This window comes from Lacihabitans sp. CS3-21, from assembly GCF_024343675.1.
Lineage (GTDB): Bacteria > Bacteroidota > Bacteroidia > Cytophagales > Spirosomataceae > Leadbetterella.
In genome coordinates, this window is sequence record NZ_RJUD01000005.1 from 66,919 (window position 1) to 85,401 (window position 18,483).

Consider the following 18,483-nt stretch of genomic DNA (forward strand, 5'->3'; position numbering starts at 1 on the left):
CAAAATGCTTTCGATGTTCTTATAATTAAAACATATTTATTTTATTTGTAAATAAGAAATAATTATAAGGCATGACAATCACTCAGTTACAGTATATTCTGGCAGTTGAAAAACACCTCAATTTTGTGGAAGCCGCCGAAGCGTGTAATATCTCCCAGCCTGCACTAAGTATGCAAATAAAAAAGCTAGAGGAGCACCTTAATGTTAAAATTTTTGATCGAAGCCAGTCTCCTGTAATGATTACTCCTGTTGGACAGTTGATATTGGATCAAGCCAAAATAACCTTGAAAGATTTCAACCAAATTTATAATCTTGTTATCAATGAGTTCGATGGTTTGCAAGGTGAAATCAGATTAGGCGTAATCCCCACTGTATCACCCTATTTGCTGCCTTTATTTCTTAAGAACTTTCATGAGCAATATCCACTTTTGCAATTACAAATAGAAGAACTCACCACTGAGAAAATTCTAGAAGGTATTGAAAATGGAACACTCGACTTGGGGATTTTAGCTACACCCTTAGGCAGTATAAAACTTAGAGAAATTCCGTTATTTTATGAAGAATTGATGGCTTATGTTTCTCCCGAAAACGAACTTTTTGAGAAAAAATATATCTTGAGTAACGAGATTGACTTGAATAGCTTATGGCTGTTGGAAGAGGGACATTGTTTAAGAAGCCAAATAGAGAATTTTTGTGAACTAAAACAAAAACAAAACATAATAAGTCAGCTCAATTTCAAGACTGGTAGCCTAGAAACCATTGTTAGGTTGGTTGACAAATACAAAGGCATTACGCTATTGCCTGAGCTTGCAATTTTAGATCTCAATGAAGACCAAAAGCACAAAATTAGACGTTTTGAGGGAGAAAAACCTTTAAGAGAAATAAGTTTGGTGTTGGACAAAAACTACCCGCGTTATGCAGTGGTGGAGGCTTTCAAAAATTCTATCAAACAAAGTCTTCCGACAAACATTCTCACTGCAAAGCCTAAGACTATTTTGAGCTTAAATTAAATCAATTTGTAGTTTAAGTGGTTGTATTTGTCGTTTTGAAGCAGGCTGTTTTTAACTAAAATTCAATTCTGATTATTAAATTGTAACCCGATTTTTTTTATCAACTTTTTGCAATTTGATAAATAGTATTTCATATGGGGCGTATAAAAAAAACACCCCGATCAATTACTCAATCAGGGTGAATTTTATCAAAAAAACAAAATATTCTTAATTCTCTGCTGCTTTGTATTCCTCAAAACTTCTGACTTTCAGTTCAGGCATTTTGGCTTTTAACATTGCAGGTGCCAATTTGTCAAGACTAGCTTTGAAACCTTTCATTTGGCTTTTTGCCGCATTAAGCTTCTCTTCTAAAACTTTCATGCTGGCCAATTGTGCATTGGTTGGGCGTCCTGTATAGCTCAACACTTCACCGTATAGTCCAGAGATTTTCTCTCTCAACTGTGGCTCAGCAGCACCCACGTAGTTGTCGCCTTTTAATACCACCAAAGTTTCTTTTAAGGTTTGCATTTTACCTGCTATGTCTGTTAAAGGAAACTGTTTCTTCAATTTGGCAGTAGTCAATTTTGGAGAGATTGAGTCTATTTTTATCTTGTAAGTGTCAATTTGGTCTACCACATAACCCAATTCTTCACTCATATTGAAGAGCTTCATGGCGGTTTCAAATTGCACTTTGCGGTCCTCAGCCGTATGAATAGACTTTGGATTCGCTATCAAATTCAGATTACTTTCATAGATTTTCGCTCCTTTGGTAACCTTAATTTTGTAGGTGCCAGGCAAAACTGTAGGGCCTTGAAAGCCTCCAAACACCAAGGTTTTTCCTTTGGCCACTTTTGGTGGTTTTAGGCTATAATTCCAATCCACGTAGTTGATTCCTTTTGATTTTCCTGGAGCCAAGTCTGCTATTTTCTTGTCATTTTGGTCGAAAATTTCTAGAGACATTTTGCCAAAAGTATGTCTACTTTTTAAGAAATATACGATTTGAGCCATTGAGCTAGGATTTTCTCCAACAAATTCTCCCATTCGGGAATATCCGCCAAAAGCACCAGATTCAGCCATTTTGGTTGGTTTTGTGGTGAAGAAATGCAGGTCTTTTGCAATAATCTCTTTGGTCAATTGACGTAACGGCGAGATATCATCCACGATGATTACACCACGACCGTGTGTAGCCATTACCAAAGCATCCTCTGTAGGGTGAAGGGCAATCCAGTGTACTGCCACAGGCGGCATATTGTTTTTGAATTGCGACCAATTTTGTCCTCCATCAATGGTTACATATAAACCACCTTCAGTTCCTAAAAACAACAAATTAGGGTTTTTGTAATCTTCTTTGATGTTTCTTGCGAAAGACTTGACATCAGTTGAAACAATGGATTTCCAAGTCTTTCCAGCATCAGTTGTTTTATATACATAAGGTTTAAAATCCCCACTTGTATAACCTGTAAATACCGCATAAGCTGTATTCTTATCAAAACTACTTGGTTCAATAAAATATGCCCAAGTGTTTTTCGGTAGGTTAGGAATATTGGCCGTAACGTTGGTCCATGTTTTTCCGCCATCTTGCGTTAATTGAACGTTTCCATCGTCTGTTCCGATCCAAATGATGTTTTGGTCTAAAGGAGACTCGTTTATGGCAAATATGGTACAGTGATTCTCAGCACCTGAATTGTCCATGCTCAATCCACCCGAATTTTCTTGTTGTTGTTTGGCTGGATCATTGGTGGTCAAATCCGGTGAAATTTTTACCCAAGTTTCTCCTCGATCATCAGATTTGTGTAAAAATTGGCTACCCACGTACAGTCTATCTGGATTGTGCGGACTGGTTGTGATTGGGGTGTTCCAGTTAAATCTAAACTTCGGATCATTGGCTTCAGGAAAAGGCTTAATGGTTTTTGCTGAGTTTTTTTCGAGATTAATTCTCCAAATATTCTCTGCACCTTGCATTTCAGAATACACAATGTTAGGGTCTTTAGGATGAGGAAAAGTACGGAAACCGTCGCCAGCACCTACCGATATCCAATCACGGTTTTCTATGCCACCTGGCTTTGACGATGGTCCTATCCACGAGCCGTTGTCTTGTAAGCCACCATAAACTTTAAATGGCGTTTGATTGTCAACCGCTACTTGGTAAAATTGCGAAATAGGCAAGCCTTTTGACATATCCCAAATACTACCGCCATCATAAGAACGATAAAATCCGCCGTCATCACACAAATAAATCCGGTTGGAATCATGTAAATCAAACCAAAAGTCATGTACATCGGCATGAATTCCGCCTCCAATGTCTTTGAATGTCTTTCCGCCATCTCTACTCAATGAGCCATTGAGGCCAGCTTTGAGTACGATATCAGGGTTTTTCGGGTCAACTACGATTCTTGAGAAATAGAAAGGACGAACCACCAAACCAAAGTCACCATTCGTTCTCTTCCAGCTAGCTCCTGCATCGTCAGATCTGTAAAGACCTTTGTCAGTGTCTTTTTCTGATTCAATTACCGAATAAAGTATATTTGGGTTTGAAGGTGCAGCAGCTATCGCTATCCTACCCAACTTTCCTGCTGGAAATCCATTATGAATTTTGTTCCAAGTTTTGCCACCGTCAGTGGTTTTATACAATGCACTGTTTTCACCGCCAGAGCTAAATGAATAAGCTGTTCTGCGGAATTCCCAAAAAGAAGCATACATAATGCTTGGATTTTTTGGATCCATGACTAAGTCGGAACAGCCTGTGGTAGCATTGATATAAAATACTTTCTCCCATGTTTTCCCTCCGTCACTAGTTTTATAAACTCCACGGTCTTGGCTATCGCTCCACAAAGCTCCCAATACACCCACAAATACTTCGTTTGTATTATTTGGATTGACTTTAATAGAACTTATTCTTTCAGAATTGGCAAGTCCCATGTTGGTCCAGTTTTGGCCACCGTCGGTAGTTTTGTAAATGCCGTCGCCTATAGTTACGGAGTTACGAGTCCAAATTTCTCCAGTACCCACCCATACCACTTGGTCAGGATTTTTAGGGTCCACCGTTATTGCTCCAATAGATTGTGTGTGTTTTTCGAAAATGGGATTGAAAGTAACTCCCCCATCTCCAGTTTTCCAAACACCACCACCCGCTGCACCTACATACAATACTTTGTTGTTGGTAGGGTGACCTTCAATGTCTGTAATACGGCCACTCATCAATGCAGGACCAATGTGTCTGGCTCGCATAGAGCCGAATATTTCGTCGCCTTTTATAGGCAATGCTTCTTGGGCATAAACACCCAAGTTTAAACAGAGTAGAAGACCTAATAATGTAGATATTTTCATAGTATAAGGTATAAAAAAAGCCTCATTTAAGGGTTTAAATGAGGCTAAGTTTGTAATAAATATTAATCTATTGGGAACGCAAATTCTTTGTTGTCGATAGCCACGTTCATTTCAAGTTTTTCCATAGCCATCGTAAAAGCAACTTGACCATTTATTTTTTGGCTAACTGTAAAAGGGAAAAATAGACCATTTACTTCTTGATAATCACTCATAAGAGTTTCAACAGCTACGTCTTTCATTTGACCTTTCTTACCTACTGAACGGTTCATTATAATTACACCATTTTCTTTGTCGAAGAAATAATAGCTAAAATCTTCCTCTTCTTTTCCATCTACTTTGATTGGCTTTTTTGTCAATTTAACTTTGTAGCAGTCTGTACCTTCTACTTTCTCCTCACCTTCCAAAGCTACACTGTAGCCTTTTGCTTTATAGTCAAGAAATGGGTCAGGAAAATCTAAAGACTTGGCTGCATTTTCGCTATCTTCTGCCTCTCCTTTTTCAGCTTTCATGGTCATAAAGCTTGTTTTCCACATTTCTTTTCCATCAAATGCAGTAATTGTAATGTCTTTACCTTGAAAATTGATGGTTTGCTTCATAAGATTGGGAGCTTTTTGAAGGCTTGTAATCGGAAATTCCATACCACCTTGTTTGCCTTTTGCAATCATTTTTACAGATTTTACTTCAGCCCATTTAGCTGCTCCACCTGTAGCCTCAAAATACTTGTTGATAATGTCGTCGGCAGTTTGTGCCTGTGCGATTGTAGCTGCGAAAACCAATGCTGACGCAAATAATAGTTTAATCGTTTTTTTCATTTATATAGATTTTAAATTATGCTGTAAAAGTAAAATGTTCATTAAACTCTTAACCTTAAAATAGTATAAATGGTTTTTTTTCTATTTAGACATAACCTTTTAGTATCTCCAGCTTGTTAGGTCCTTATTTTTTGGTGTAGTTTTCTTCATATCTTCCACCCATTTTGGAATAAACATTCTGTGATATCGCAGTCTACTAATATAGTTGGGCTGGGTGTGATCGCCATTCCAGCAATGTTCTGCTCTATCGCCATAGTCCACTTCACCTTCGTAAGCTGGGTTATTTAGGTTTTTGAGTTCTTCCTCGGCCAGATATACGGCATTGTTGAGATAGTAGTTGTCCATATCTCCACAGTAAATTCTGATTTTCCCTCGCCATTTATCACCATATTTTGGCCAATCACGCTTAAGTATGTAGCTTAAGTCATAGTTTTCTTTCCAATATTCAGCTACTTTTTTGTTTAATTCCCCAGTCTTTTTATCCCAAATGGGCTCTGGATAACCATCTTTCCCTATTGGTGAGTAAACGGCCTCCCAAATATCCCATTGTTGCCCTCCACGAGATTTTGTCCCTAAGGCCAATTCCCTCATATTCATGTCTTTTAGAGAAGCTGAAATTTGACCGAGATAGTTGCGGTGGCCGGGCTTTAAGGTAGGTTTGAATTCGCTTTCGTAATAATATGCGTTTTTGTCTTCATAAATATTTACAGTTGTAAAGGCCCTAAAATCTATTGGGTCAGGACAAGCCGCATAGCAACCATTGTATTGGTCGGGGTATTTGACCTGCACGGCCAAGGCCTCCCAACCACCAGTAGAACCACCATAAGTAAAACGAGCCCAACCTTCGCCAATGCCTCTAAATTGCTTTTCAATAAATGGTATCAATTCATATGTGATAGCATCGCCATATGGGCCAATGCTTTCTGAATTTACGGCATAAGAGTCGTCATAGTAAGGGCAAGCATGTTGAATTTCAATGGCTAAAACCCTCGGGAAATTTGGCCCAGTCCACATTTTATAGAAATCATAAGCTTCCTGTTGGACAATTTTTTCATATCCAAAAATGTTAAATCTCGAATTGTAATCATTGGGTAAATTTTCATCTGGTGGGGTGGTTCTGAAACCATCAAAATCACTCGGAAAATGTCCGTGAAATATTGCCAGTGGGTATTTTACTTCTTTTTTCTCTTCAAAACCTTCAGGCAAAAGCACATGAGCTCCTAAGTACATAGGCCTTCCCCAAAATTCGGTCAAAAGTTTGCTTTGAATTTTGATATGCTTGATATACTTGGTGTCTTTGGGCTCTTCTATAGGGGGAATGGTTTGATCTAAACTGACTTTAAACGATTGAGGACTTTTAGGATTAATAGATATCTTTACCGGCTTGGAGTAAATATTTCCCGGAGCCAAATTCCACTGCTGGCCTTCTCCACGATCCATCGGCAATTTTACGATTTTGCCATCTTTGCGGTGGAAGGTTTCGTATTTATGGAGTAATACTTGCACATAATAGTCTCCGGCTGGTATGTTTTTTAAGGCTTCAATAGGATAACCAAAGGTATTTCCCGTGGTCATTATTTGGGATTTGGTACTTGGCCAATTATCTAATGTTAAGCCAAAGACCAATTGTGTATCATGGCCATCAAGTACCTGAAAACGTGGCTCAGCCTTGTCGTTTTTGGATAAAAGAAGTAGCAATCGTCCATCAAGAAGGCCTTTTTGGTTTGGAAACGAAACTTGAAATTGCGTTTGGGCAAAAGCATTCGAAAATAGGATCAAAAATATTACGGTGAGAATCTTATTCATAGTTTAAAGGTCTTTAAACCTAAAGTTATAAAAAAAGCCATTATTAAGAATGGTTGAAGTCTGAAAAAATAATTTTTTCTCAATGTTTCCTTATAGTCAAGTTGGATGATCATCAATCTGAGGTTTGATTAGGATTGAAATTTAGTTAGTATATAAAATGTGCTGACCCAATTAAAATTTGTTGAAGTTTTAAAAATTAAATTCATTTTGAAAATATATTTTTCTTTCAAAAAATGTTTCTCATTTCACCCAATTGATTATTTTTGTTTACAACCTTAAATAGTAAAATGCATAGATATTTTGTAATTTTTATTATACCAGTTCTTTTTGTTATTTCTTGCAAAAAGACCCATCAAAATCCCGAAGGTTTCGAGATTCAAGATGGTTTCAAATTAGAATTGGTAGCTTCAGAACCACTCATAAAAGACCCCGTAGATTTGGAATTTAATGAAAATGGTGACGCATTGGTACTCGAAATGCCGGGTTACCCTATGGAAGATAAGCAAAGCCGTTTGTTGGTTTTGAAAGATAAAAACAACGATGGCGTGTATGATAGCACCATTGTTTTTGCCGAAAATTTAGGATTATCCGATTCGTTTATGCCTTATAAAAAAGGCGTTTTGGTAGCAGCTCCTCCATATCTACTTCAATTGCATGATGACAATGAAGATTATAAAGTAGAAAAGATTGACACACTTATGGGTGGATTTGCAAAAGAAAATCTGCAACACAATTATAATGGACTTACTTACGGCATCGACAATTGGATTTATGCTGCCAATGGCGGAAACAGTGGTAAACCATTTTGGTGGGGCGATACCACCACTGCCTTGGACTTACGCGGACAAGATTTGAGATTTAACCTTGAAACCCGTCAAATGGAACGCCTCGGTGAATCTTCGGGGGGCTTTGGACTGGGAATGGATGGATATGGACGCATTTTTGAGACGCACAACCTCACGCATATTTCGCATTCAGTTTTCCCGGACAGGTATCTTAAGGACAAGCCCATTTTACCCGAAAATACGCTTCAAAACATATCAGACCATGAGGAAAATGGTCTTGCTCGGATTTTTCCAATCGGCGAGCAGGAAGATCGCGTGAATCATCCCGAGCAATCGGGTTATTTCTCGGGTTCTTGTGGCGTAACATATTATGGTGGAGGTGCGTTTGGCGAAAAATATGAAAATACCGTTTGGGTAGCGGACGTGGTGCTGAATCTGATACATGTCGATAAAATAAAACCCAACGGAGCATCATTTACGGCTTCAAGGATTTTTGAAAATAAAGACTTTTTGGCGAGTTCTGACAGGGCGTTTCGGCCAGTGAATATGAGCGTTGGACCAGATGGCTCCATGTATGTGATAGATATTCACCGCAAGGTGATTGAGCATCCCGAGTGGATTCCTGACGATATCGAAAAAACATTAGACCTCAATGCAGGTAAAAATCAAGGTAGAGTGTATAGGATTTCTTTGGCCGAGGGGTATGAGGAGTTTGATTTTCAGCAATTTAGGAATACAGAAGGCTTACTAAAGTCGCTCGAAAGCTCTAATCAATGGGTCAGAAATACGGCTCACAGGCTCTTGATGGAGAATTCAATAAGCAACGATGTTTTTGCGGGATTGAAAAAACTGCTCAATTCAGAAAATCAACTTTCTCGCTTGCACGCACTTTGGATTTTGAGTCATTCGGGTAAGTTGACAGCCAATGAAGTGGTAGAAGCATTACAAAATAGTGAGGGTTCGCTCAGAGAAAGTATTTTGAAAATTGCAGAAAATTATATTAGTGAAAATGAAAGTATTTTGATAAAAATTGTGGAATTACTGCAAGATTCAGACGCCCGTGTGCGTATGCAAGCGGCTTTGAGTTTAAGCACCTTGCCTGAAACTCATCCTACCTTTCAAAAAAATCAGGCAAAACTGTTTCATGCCTTGGTTCAATCGACACAACTATCTACTGATGCGTGGAATGTAGCGGCAGTGACTTTGGCGGCTCAAAGTAAAACAGCTCAACTTTTCTCGCAAATTGCACAAGAAAAACGTCCTAATTCGAGTTTACTTGCTTCTTTGGCTTTGAATACTTCGGGTTCGGTTGATAAAGTTGTTTCAGTGTTATCGAGTCTTCAATCATCCAATATTTCAGATAAAGATCGAGCATTTGTAATGAAACAGTTAGCTCAAAATATGGATAAAATTGCGGGAAAAGCTATTGAAAAACAATTAGAATCTCTAGAGAAAAATGCACAATTAGATTTATTGACTCAATTGGCATCAGTAAGGCAAAAACTAAAATTAAAGCCTGCTCCCCAATTTTTGAAGTACAGCAATGAGGCCTCAAAAAATGTATTGAATACCAAGTTGCCAGATTCAGTTCGGGTGCAATATCTATCTTTGCTTGATTTTGTGCCTTATTCTCAAAAATCAACAATTTTATTTGAATGTCTGAAAAATAGCCAACCGCTCAAGTTGCAAGAAAATGCTCTGCGACAGCTTTCTAATTACAGAGAAAAAGAAATTGGAAATAGGGTTGTGTCAATGTGGAAAGACCTTAGTCCACAGACCCGCCGCTACGCCAGTGACTTATTGTTATATATTGAATCTAACCACGATGCCTTGCTCACTGGCCTTGAAAAAGGCATAATTAACATTGGTGAAATGAATTTTGACCTCGAAAGAAGACGTACTTTACTTTGGTGGACAGATAATGAAAGCACCAAAATCAGAGCCAAAAAACTTTTCAGTGACTCGGGTGTGAGTAATCGTCAGGCTGCTATGGACAAAATGAAACCGGCCTTAACCTTAAAAGGAAATAATATAAAAGGTGAAAAAGTATTCAGCAATACCTGTGCTACTTGCCACAAATACGGCAGTATTGGCAAAGAAGTTGGCCCTGTTTTGACAGAAATCAGCCGAAAAAGTAAAGCTACCATGTTACACGATATTCTTGACCCCAATGCTGCCGTTGATCCTAAATATGTGAATCACAGTATTGAAACAAAAAGCGGTGTTATACATATGGGAATTGTAGCCAATGAAACCGATAAGTCTGTAACCTTTCATAAAATAGGTGGCGAAAAAGTATTAATTAATAAAAGTGACATTAAGAAGTTTCGGTCTTTAGGTACTTCTTTGATGATGGAAGGTTTCGAAAATGCACTTTCTAACCAAGAAATGGCAGATTTATTAGAGTTTTTACAAAAAGGAATAAGATGAAAAAAATCGTTTTTGGTTTCATTATGCAGCTGTTTATTCAGGAGACCATTGCTCAAAATTTGACGGTAGGTGCTTCTTCAGCCATCATAAATCCCCAAATTGGGGCATATATAGCTGGCGACAAACAAGATAGAAAGTTTACTGGAATTCATGACAACCTTTACGCCAAAGCAGTAGTTATCAGCCACAACAACTCACATCTGGCGATTGTCACTATCGATTGTATAGGTTTGCTCTATACCGATGTTTTGAAAATAAGAAAAAAGACGTCTGAAATATGCAAAATACCAGCCGATAGAATAGTGATAAGTTCTACCCACACACATGCTGGGCCTGATGTAGTGGGTATTTGGGGCAAAGACTATTCAGCAAGTGGTGTAGACGATTCCTATATGCAGTTTTTGATTGGGACTACTGCTGGTCAAATTAAAAAAGCATTCGAAAATCAAAAGCGTGCGAAAGCCTATACCGCTGAAACTACTTACGGAGAGCCTTGGGTGCAAAATATTTGTAATGAAGAATTGGATAGAAGTTTAAATATTATCCAATTTCGAAATTCCAAAAATAAGAATATTGCCACATTAACCAACTTTGCATGCCACCCTACATTTATGGATGCCGTGGCATCAGAAGTTTCTGCCGATTATATTCATGGGTATTATGAAGAACTAAAAAAGACTACTGGTGGCGAGGTGCTTTTTCTGCAGGGAGCCATAGGTGGCTGGGTGCAACCTGAAAATGAGCCAAAAACGTTTGAAAATGCTTATAAAAGAGGTAAAGAATTGGCTGAAAAAGTGAATGAGGTTGTAAAAACGGCAATTCCACTAAAAAGTTCAGAGCTGATTTTTAGAAGCAAAAAAATAAAAATTCCCGTAGAAAACGAGGCTTGGCAACAATTGGCGGCTATAGGTACCATCAAAAGGAATTTTACAGAAACCGTAGAAACCGAGATTTCATATTTTAGAATCGGAGAAGCTCAGTTTGTTACACATCCAGGAGAAACTGCCCCTTTTTATTCTTTGGAGTCAAAAAAAATGATGAAAAATGGCCCTAAGTTCATTTTGGGTCTTGGAAACGACGCCTTGGGGTATATCTTAAAACCTGCATATTTTGAAAACCCTAGCCTACTCCATGCCGAATACCTCACCCGAATGTCGGTAGGTAAACAAACTGGCCCCATGATTTTGGAAACTGTGAAAGAATTGGTTCAAGATTAGATTCTATTTACAAGTTTTTGAAATAGACAAATGCATAGTGATTGCACTGGCTTTAAATTGCTATTAATCAGTTTTTAGCATTTATTTTTTAATTTATAATTCTCCAAATCTGTTAATTTTTAATATTTTTGGAGAGTTATAACAATTTATAATTCTCCGAATCCGGTATTTTTTATTGTTGTAACCTTGAAAACTTTATCGCTCAAACTCCACAAAATGTTCTGAGGCATATTCGTCGTCGCCTGGCTTAATTCGTTTTACAAAAAATCGTGCCTTTTTGCCTAAAATCAAACAGGTATATTTGTTTTTGATGTCCTCCTCGATGTTTAAGGGTTGTAAAGATGGATACCAAAGTGTATAGCTCGGCTTATGGAAAAACAATTCGGGCTTTGTCCAATCCTGACTATTTGAGCCCGATGAAAGGTCTTTATTTTTATTAAATGAGATGTAGATTTTATCCCCAACCCATGATTTGCCCTCTACTTTTCCCATCATCATTACCCAGCAGTCCAAATATGTATTCCAACTTACCGATGGCCCCCAATGAAAGCCACCCGTGGGAGAAGAAGACGGCCCACCGCCTTCTTCCAATGGAATTTGTAAAGAGCTAATTGGTTTGCCAATACCATTATATGGTACAGTAAAAGCCTTTCCGTCCCATCTTTTGGCCTTTCCAACGGGGTTTTCGAGGTCTTTCAAGGCAATCCGAGCCACACTAATGCACTGCCCCGACCATTCGGTTTTTGGGTCATACGTTTTTTCGTTATAAATACCAGGATATCCATATTCACCATAAAATAAATAGAGGTATTCTCCGCTAGGTACAGCGGAAGGATCTCCCACACCTCCTGCAAAAGTATTAGAGGTGTTAAATGGCTTTAAAATCATTCGGGGATCTAGGTCTTCAATGAAAATACCTTTGTTTTTCCAACTTTTACCACCGTCAGTCGATTTCATGATGCCTATTCTACATACTGCTGCCGCACTTTTTGGGCCTCTCAGACCCTGAGGCCATTTGTTGTTTTTATACCCTTCTCCAGTTTTTGGATTGTAAGGAAGGGTTTGGGGGTAATTTTCATTGTGATAAATACCATAAAGTGTCTTCCCTGATTTATCTTTTGAGTCTTGGTAAACCGTTTCAAACCAAACAGCACCATGCAAACCAGGTTTGCCAACTGGGGCATTTTCGGGCATTATGGGTTCAAAGAAGTTTTCAGAGAGGCTTTTAAACACCTCATCTGCATTTTTTCCATCGGCATAGCGATTATCCACACCAAGTCCCCACACAGGGTCTTCGCCATATTTGCCAGGGAAAATCCTAAAAGTATCACCTACCCAAGCCTCTGCCATATTGCAGTCAACAAAAGAGTTAAACTTAACTTTTTCAGCTGGTAAGAGTTTAAACTTGGGTTTAAAGGTTTGGGCTACTCCAAATAGATTAGAGAACAACACAATTGCCCCAATAAAAAAGACTTTTTTCATTTTTAGCTTTAGGTTAAATAGATAGTTTTTTGATTGAATCAAAACATATTACACAATCATCAAATCAAATATAAATGAATATTTTTAGAGGAAAAATCATAATCTGATTAGAATATTTGATGTTATGAAAAAACTATATAATTAAGCTTTAAGTAGTCAAACTTTTTTCTAACATTATATTTGAAAAAAATCAGCATAAGCAAATTTTAATACTCAAAACCTATTTTTAGGTGTTTGATTTTAAAAATGATATATTTTTTGATTGATACTACTAAAAGCCCAGTAGCTCAAAAAGAATTTCAAGTAATTCAAATACCTTATCGATTACATAGTTATAATGTCACTATTCCATCAGTTCTACTATGAAGCCGTGTTTTTTCATGCTTGGTTTTTAGTAAATCTCGATTTATGATAACCTCATCAGGCAATTTCGTAAATCCGGGATGAGCCCCATATACCAAGGCATTAAATAGTTTGGGCAAATTGAGTTCTTTTTTGTTTTGAAGTTAATCAAGGTTAAATCAAAGCAATGCCGCTAGTGTGTTTGCTACCCATCTACGTCAATCCCATGAATATAGTATAAGGCAGCCTTACAAAGATTTGACAGGAAACAGAATTCTTACGATAGGTACCATAGATTTTCAGCCCATAAACTTGTACATTCAAATCTTTTTGAAGTACTGCCGGTGATTTTGCAACGGGAAGCCTTACTAAATCGCATGGTTTTTTATAGAGTTGCGGATTAAAAATATTTTGAGTGATTGCATATTTTATAGATAAACAAATTTCAAAAAGTTTCAATAACCAAATCAAAAGAACCTCAGGGGAATTAATTAATAGACCAAAAAATAATTGAACATATTAACGCCAATTGACTATTTTCGTAAAATAAGTAGCATTAAAAGCCAATATTTAAATTTAGAAAACAATGAAAATCAAACAACTGATCCTTTTTAGCATATTGATTTTTATAACATCGTTTGTCCCAAAGAAACAAAAGCCAAATATCATTTTCATTTTGACAGACGACTTGGGTTATGGAGATTTGGGGTGTTTTGGTTCGAAAATCATCAAAACACCCAATTTAGATCAAATGGCCGCTGAAGGTATAAAATTAACGAATTTTTACAGTGGAAGTACCGTTTGTGCACCCTCAAGATGTACCCTCATGACGGGGAAACATACAGGTAACGCATATATTCGCGGTAATGGTGAAGTGCCATTGCGGCCATCAGATATTATTTTACCGCAATTATTGCAAAAAGAGGGATACAAAACTGGGCTTTTTGGCAAATGGGGACTTGGTGATATCAATACCACCGGTAGCCCTGAGTTTAAAGGTTGGGATTATTTCACAGGTTTTTTGCACCATGTGGAGGCACATTTTCAGTACCCTGGTACTGCTTGGAAATCGACGCCTGAAATTCCTAAACCTCAAAGAATTGGTGGCAATATTTTCCAGGGTTATGCTGCTGACTTTTTCGCAAAAGAGGCAACCGATTTTATAAAAAACAATGCTTCTACTCCCTTTTTTATGATGCTTTCCTTACCTATTCCACATGCCGAATTACAAGTGCCAAAAGGAAATTTGGCTGCCTATTTGGATGATAAAGGAAATAGCATTTTCACAGAAAAGCCGTTTAGTAGCAATCATTATGGAGGTCAGAATATGCCAAAAGCTACCTACGCGGCTATGGTTAGCAAAGCCGATGAGTATGTGGGTAAAGTAATGAAGGCCTTGAAAGACAATGGTTTATCGGAGAATACTATGGTGGTTTTTAGCTCAGACAACGGAACGCATATTGAAGGTGGCCGCAGCATGGATGATGTAAAACTGATGAATAGTTCAGGGAGCTTAAGGGGAGTTAAAAGAGATTTGTATGAAGGGGGCATACGTGTGCCAACCATTGTTTGTGGAGCAGCCTTGCCGAAAGGAATTATTCTTGACCAGCCTGCTGCATTTTGGGATTTTTTACCTAGCTTTTTAGAATTGGCTGAATCCTCACAAGAAATTACAACCAGTGGTATTTCGCAACTTTCATATTGGAAGTCGGGCCAAAAAATATCTGAAAGGCCGCTTTATTGGGAGTTTTATGAAGGCGGCTATTCGCATGCTGTGCGATATGGCAAATGGAAATACATTTTTTTACATAAAAAAGACCAAGGCCCTAAAAAAGAGCTTTTCGACCTCTCTGTAGATTTATCTGAGACTAATAATCTAGCCGAAGACAACCCGAAACAATTGGCCATTATGGAAAAATTTGCTAAGGATATGCATGTAAAATCGGAGCATACACTTTTTCGCAGGGCTGAGGAGAAGTAGTTACTAATTATTGAAAATTTGGAAAGTATAGGGAAAATGAGAATCACTTTTAAGCTTTTAATACACATACCCAGTCGCCCATTTCGATGGCCTCGTGTTTTTTCTGCGGTGCTTCTGGCCCAGAATCGTTGATTGATTTAAATTTCAAGAAAAAAGGACTGCATTTTAATTCCGACGATGTCTGTACCATCAAAATGATTTTCAAAATCAACTGGTCCGACACAGATAACCTCAACTATAGCATGGAGCAAGCTGAGTTGGTGAGGTAATCAAAACTGCCTTCTTTCGGGGAAAAATATATTAAATCGGGTGGTATTGTTTACGGCTCTATCCACATCGGCCTGAGCAAAGTCGGTATTGAAAGTGAAATCCAAAACAGAATGAGAATTAACAGCCCATTTGATATCTCCACCCAGTTTAGGGTTAGAAACAATGCTTTTTTTGCCATCTGCTGTAGTGATTCGGTCGTTTTGGTATAAAATGTAGGGATTTGCCCTAATATTTACAGAAGGTTTGGGCAATTCTAAACCTTTGAGTTGTGCAGCATAGGTCATTCGATAAGGCGAAAATGACTGCGGTATGGCAGGGAATGAAGTCAGCTCATAATCTCGACGAGCCAAGCGAGAAAAAGTTATCCCCCAAGAAACTTCGCCACTTTTTTTCTCATATCTGAGCGATTTGAAGGGAATTGCAAATTCAGCAAAGTAGCCCTTTTCGGTTTGGAAAGTTCTCACTCGCCAAAGTGCATCCCAGTCATTGTCTCTGAAAGTATCGTCAAAAGCTTGTAAGTCACGTTGATTGCCGTAGGGCGTGGTCTGAAAACTCACACAAAAACGTTGCAGATTCATAGGGTCGAGCTGCACATAGAAAATGTCATTTTCACCAAACAAAAAATCACGTCGTAAATCCTGCACTCTGATTCCTTTTTTGCCCAAACTATCGGCACAAAATACTCCGAAATACAAATTTTTATCATCAAACAACACTTTTACTTCGGTTTTGTGTTTTATTGTTCCCGCTTGGCGGGGTTCCATCATAAAAAAATCGGAGGTGATTGGGGCATTTTGCCAGTCGGTTTCATCGAGTTTTCCGTCAATACTGAGCGGTTCTTTCGCACGAATGGCCTGCACAATAGCTGCTTTGGCATTTGGTGCAAAATTACCCGTTGCGAAAGAATCTTGAGCTTGGCTTTTAAAGTATAGTATAGTTAATGAGAGTAGTAATAGTTTTTTCATAAAAAGTATAAAATTACAATTCCAGTTTTTCAAGGGGAATATCAAGCAGTTCAAAAATTGTGTCGCTCACATAATTAAAATGCCACCATTCCATCGGGTCCACTTTGAAACCGTGTTTTTTCATGACGGTTTTTAGTAGCTCTCGATTCTTAATGACTTCTTCTGGTAATTTCTGGAATTCAGGGTGTGCCGCATATACCAAGGCATCAAATGGCGTTGGCATTTTGAGTTCTTTTTTAGTTTTGAGGTCAATCAATGTCAAATCTAAAGCAATGCCTCGATTGTGCTTACTGCCTGTCCACGGCAAACCCATATACAAGGTATCGGGCAGCATCTCAAACATCTGACAAGTAACCGAATACGGTCGATAAGCATCATAGATTTTCAGTCCATAACCTTGAGTATTCAAATCTTTCTGCACCGCAGCCAATGCCTTTGCCACAGGTAACCTCACCAAAGCCGCAGGTTTTTTGTACAATTGGATGTAGAAAACATTTTGGGTAGTGGCATATTTGATGTCCAAGGTAATATTGGGTACATAATCTTTGATTTGTACCAATGCCTTATTGGGGTCTTTTTTGATGGTTTCTTTCAGGATTTTGGAGTCTGAGATGATATTTAAACCGTAAATATTAGCTTTTTGAGCATTTGCAAAACCAAAAAAACAAAGCGTAATTACAAAAGTTTCTACTAGAATTTTTCTCATCATTTTTTCATCATTAGCCCAATTCCCCAAACCACAATCACACTAAACAGCAATAATAAAATACCATTACTGGCTTCTTTGCTGATAGGTTTTTTCTTGAATTCATATTTCGGAATTTGCTCAAAATCAGCCAGTTTGAAGGTTTTGTTTTGGAATATTTTGGTATAAAATAAGACTTTCATTTCAGCATGAAAACGACCCACTTCATCCAAAAAACTGTAATGATTTTGGGTATCGGTTTGGGCTAAAGCATTGAATATCTGCTGTGTAAGTGCCGCACTTGACAAAATGCCCAATTTCTGTCCTACCGATTCTTTTTGCAGGTTGAGATTTTGGTATTTGGAAAATAACGGAGCTAAACGTTCATCATAGAAATGATATTCGGCAAGCATATATTTGTCTTCCCAGTTGTAGCTCGTGTCCGACTTGTAAGTAGGATACTTAGCCGCCAGTTTTTGAGCTGTTTGATAGCGATGGTCTTTGTCGTCATATTTGGCCCAAATTTCTTCAAACTCGTGTCTGATGGCTTGGGTGAGGTCGTTTCGGGGCGGAGCAGCATAAGCACTCGCCAAGTATAGATTGATAAGTGTTGGAACTACAATTACAATCACAATCCACGCCCCCAATAAACTAAAGGCATTGAAAGAAGAATTTCGTTTTAAATTATTGATTATCAAAACTATACCCATCCAAAAAGCAAAATACAAAGCCGTAGCCAACAACCACCAAAGCAGTGTACTGTCTATTTTTATACCACAAATGACTACGGCCAAAACAATCAAAAACAGAGCAATTCCAAAACTCAGCAACCACCTGAAAGCTATTTTGATGTACGTAATCTGGCTTTCTGAAATAGGATTTGATAAGAGCAAAGAAAGTGTGCCGCCTTCTCGTTCGCCCGAAATAAGATTATAGCTAAGGGCAATAATGAACAAGGGAAAAATGTAAATCAGCACAAAGGCCAAATCAAAATTACCCGTTAGCAGTTTCTCGGGATTGGCAATCTCGGCAGTCATAATCTGACGGCTGAGAGAATAGTATCGCACGTAAAGATGATAAGGGAATATATCTCGCTGACCAATGGAAAGACTGGCCAAGTCGGAAGGAGGATTTTCAACCAAGCGAAAAGTACGATTACCAATGACGTTAGGCAGGGTATCGGTAGAAATTTTACTCCTAAGTGATTCCATTTTTTTTGCTTCATCGGCTCTAATTTCTTTCAAAACCGCCCTTTGATGGTCTATTTCTGATTTTCCGTAATAAATCGCATACAATCCAACCAACATCAACAAACCTATCGCTACTTGAAACAAGCGACTGCGAACCAAGCCAATGGCTTCGTATTTGAACAATAATCGTATATTTTTCATC

At 38.1% G+C, this 18,483-nt stretch carries 13 protein-coding genes; 5 read left to right on the plus strand and 8 right to left on the minus strand.

The window, feature by feature from the left end:
• Positions 1–71: 71 nt before the first annotated feature.
• Positions 72–1,010: a hydrogen peroxide-inducible genes activator gene (locus EGI24_RS04980; RefSeq protein ID WP_255047252.1), complete on the plus strand. Its 939-nt coding sequence runs from the start codon at positions 72–74 to the stop codon at positions 1,008–1,010.
• Between the two features lie 207 nt (positions 1,011–1,217).
• Here EGI24_RS04980 and EGI24_RS04985 read toward each other — a convergent pair whose 3' ends face one another.
• From EGI24_RS04985 to EGI24_RS04995, 3 genes are all read right to left on the minus strand, one after another.
• Entirely contained in the window at positions 1,218–4,316 is a 3,099-nt protein-coding gene (locus EGI24_RS04985) for a VPS10 domain-containing protein (RefSeq protein ID WP_255047253.1), read from the minus strand.
• Positions 4,317–4,378: 62 nt separating this feature from the next.
• The gene (locus EGI24_RS04990) at positions 4,379–5,128 is read right to left on the minus strand and encodes an outer membrane lipoprotein-sorting protein (RefSeq protein ID WP_255047254.1); all 750 of its coding nucleotides are present in this window, start codon (positions 5,126–5,128) and stop codon (positions 4,379–4,381) included.
• A 99-nt stretch (positions 5,129–5,227) separates the two neighbouring features.
• Positions 5,228–6,934 carry an alpha/beta hydrolase-fold protein gene (locus EGI24_RS04995; RefSeq protein ID WP_255047255.1) on the minus strand — a complete coding sequence of 569 codons (1,707 nt, stop codon included), beginning with the start codon at positions 6,932–6,934 and terminating at the stop codon, positions 5,228–5,230.
• 287 nt (positions 6,935–7,221) lie between these two features.
• On the opposite strand from EGI24_RS04995, the gene EGI24_RS05000 reads away from it, so the two are divergent.
• Together EGI24_RS05000 and EGI24_RS05005 are read left to right on the plus strand one after the other, a co-directional pair.
• On the plus strand, positions 7,222–10,149 hold the full coding sequence (locus tag EGI24_RS05000; protein ID WP_255047256.1) for a PVC-type heme-binding CxxCH protein: 2,928 nt from the start codon (positions 7,222–7,224) through the stop codon (positions 10,147–10,149).
• Entirely contained in the window at positions 10,146–11,366 is a 1,221-nt protein-coding gene (locus EGI24_RS05005) for a neutral/alkaline non-lysosomal ceramidase N-terminal domain-containing protein (protein ID WP_255047257.1), read from the plus strand. The genes EGI24_RS05000 and EGI24_RS05005 overlap by 4 nt, the downstream gene beginning before the upstream one ends.
• Positions 11,367–11,561: 195 nt before the next feature.
• Here EGI24_RS05005 and EGI24_RS05010 read toward each other — a convergent pair whose 3' ends face one another.
• Both EGI24_RS05010 and EGI24_RS05015 read right to left on the minus strand, forming a co-directional pair.
• Entirely contained in the window at positions 11,562–12,848 is a 1,287-nt protein-coding gene (locus EGI24_RS05010; RefSeq protein ID WP_255047258.1) for a hypothetical protein, read from the minus strand.
• A 332-nt stretch (positions 12,849–13,180) separates the two neighbouring features.
• Positions 13,181–13,330, minus strand: coding sequence for a hypothetical protein (locus tag EGI24_RS05015; protein WP_255047259.1), 150 nt, complete (start codon positions 13,328–13,330; stop codon positions 13,181–13,183).
• Positions 13,331–13,776: 446 nt separating this feature from the next.
• Between EGI24_RS05015 and EGI24_RS05020 the strand changes: the two genes are divergently transcribed.
• Together EGI24_RS05020 and EGI24_RS05025 are read left to right on the plus strand one after the other, a co-directional pair.
• Positions 13,777–15,171 (plus strand): arylsulfatase, encoded by a 1,395-nt coding sequence (locus EGI24_RS05020; protein WP_255047260.1) that lies wholly within the window; start codon positions 13,777–13,779, stop codon positions 15,169–15,171.
• 86 nt (positions 15,172–15,257) lie between these two features.
• Positions 15,258–15,440: a hypothetical protein gene (locus EGI24_RS05025; protein ID WP_255047261.1), complete on the plus strand. Its 183-nt coding sequence runs from the start codon at positions 15,258–15,260 to the stop codon at positions 15,438–15,440.
• On the opposite strand, the gene EGI24_RS05030 is transcribed toward EGI24_RS05025, so the two are convergent.
• Genes EGI24_RS05030 through EGI24_RS05040 form a run of 3 tightly spaced genes read right to left on the minus strand, consistent with a single transcriptional unit; the run spans position 15,441 to position 18,482 of the window.
• Positions 15,441–16,406: a carbohydrate binding family 9 domain-containing protein gene (locus EGI24_RS05030; protein ID WP_255047262.1), complete on the minus strand. Its 966-nt coding sequence runs from the start codon at positions 16,404–16,406 to the stop codon at positions 15,441–15,443.
• 13 nt (positions 16,407–16,419) lie between these two features.
• Positions 16,420–17,115 (minus strand): M15 family metallopeptidase, encoded by a 696-nt coding sequence (locus EGI24_RS05035; RefSeq protein WP_255047263.1) that lies wholly within the window; start codon positions 17,113–17,115, stop codon positions 16,420–16,422.
• Positions 17,112–18,482 (minus strand): DUF3526 domain-containing protein, encoded by a 1,371-nt coding sequence (locus EGI24_RS05040; RefSeq protein WP_255047264.1) that lies wholly within the window; start codon positions 18,480–18,482, stop codon positions 17,112–17,114. The genes EGI24_RS05035 and EGI24_RS05040 overlap by 4 nt, the downstream gene beginning before the upstream one ends.
• Between the last annotated feature and the right edge of the window lies 1 nt (position 18,483).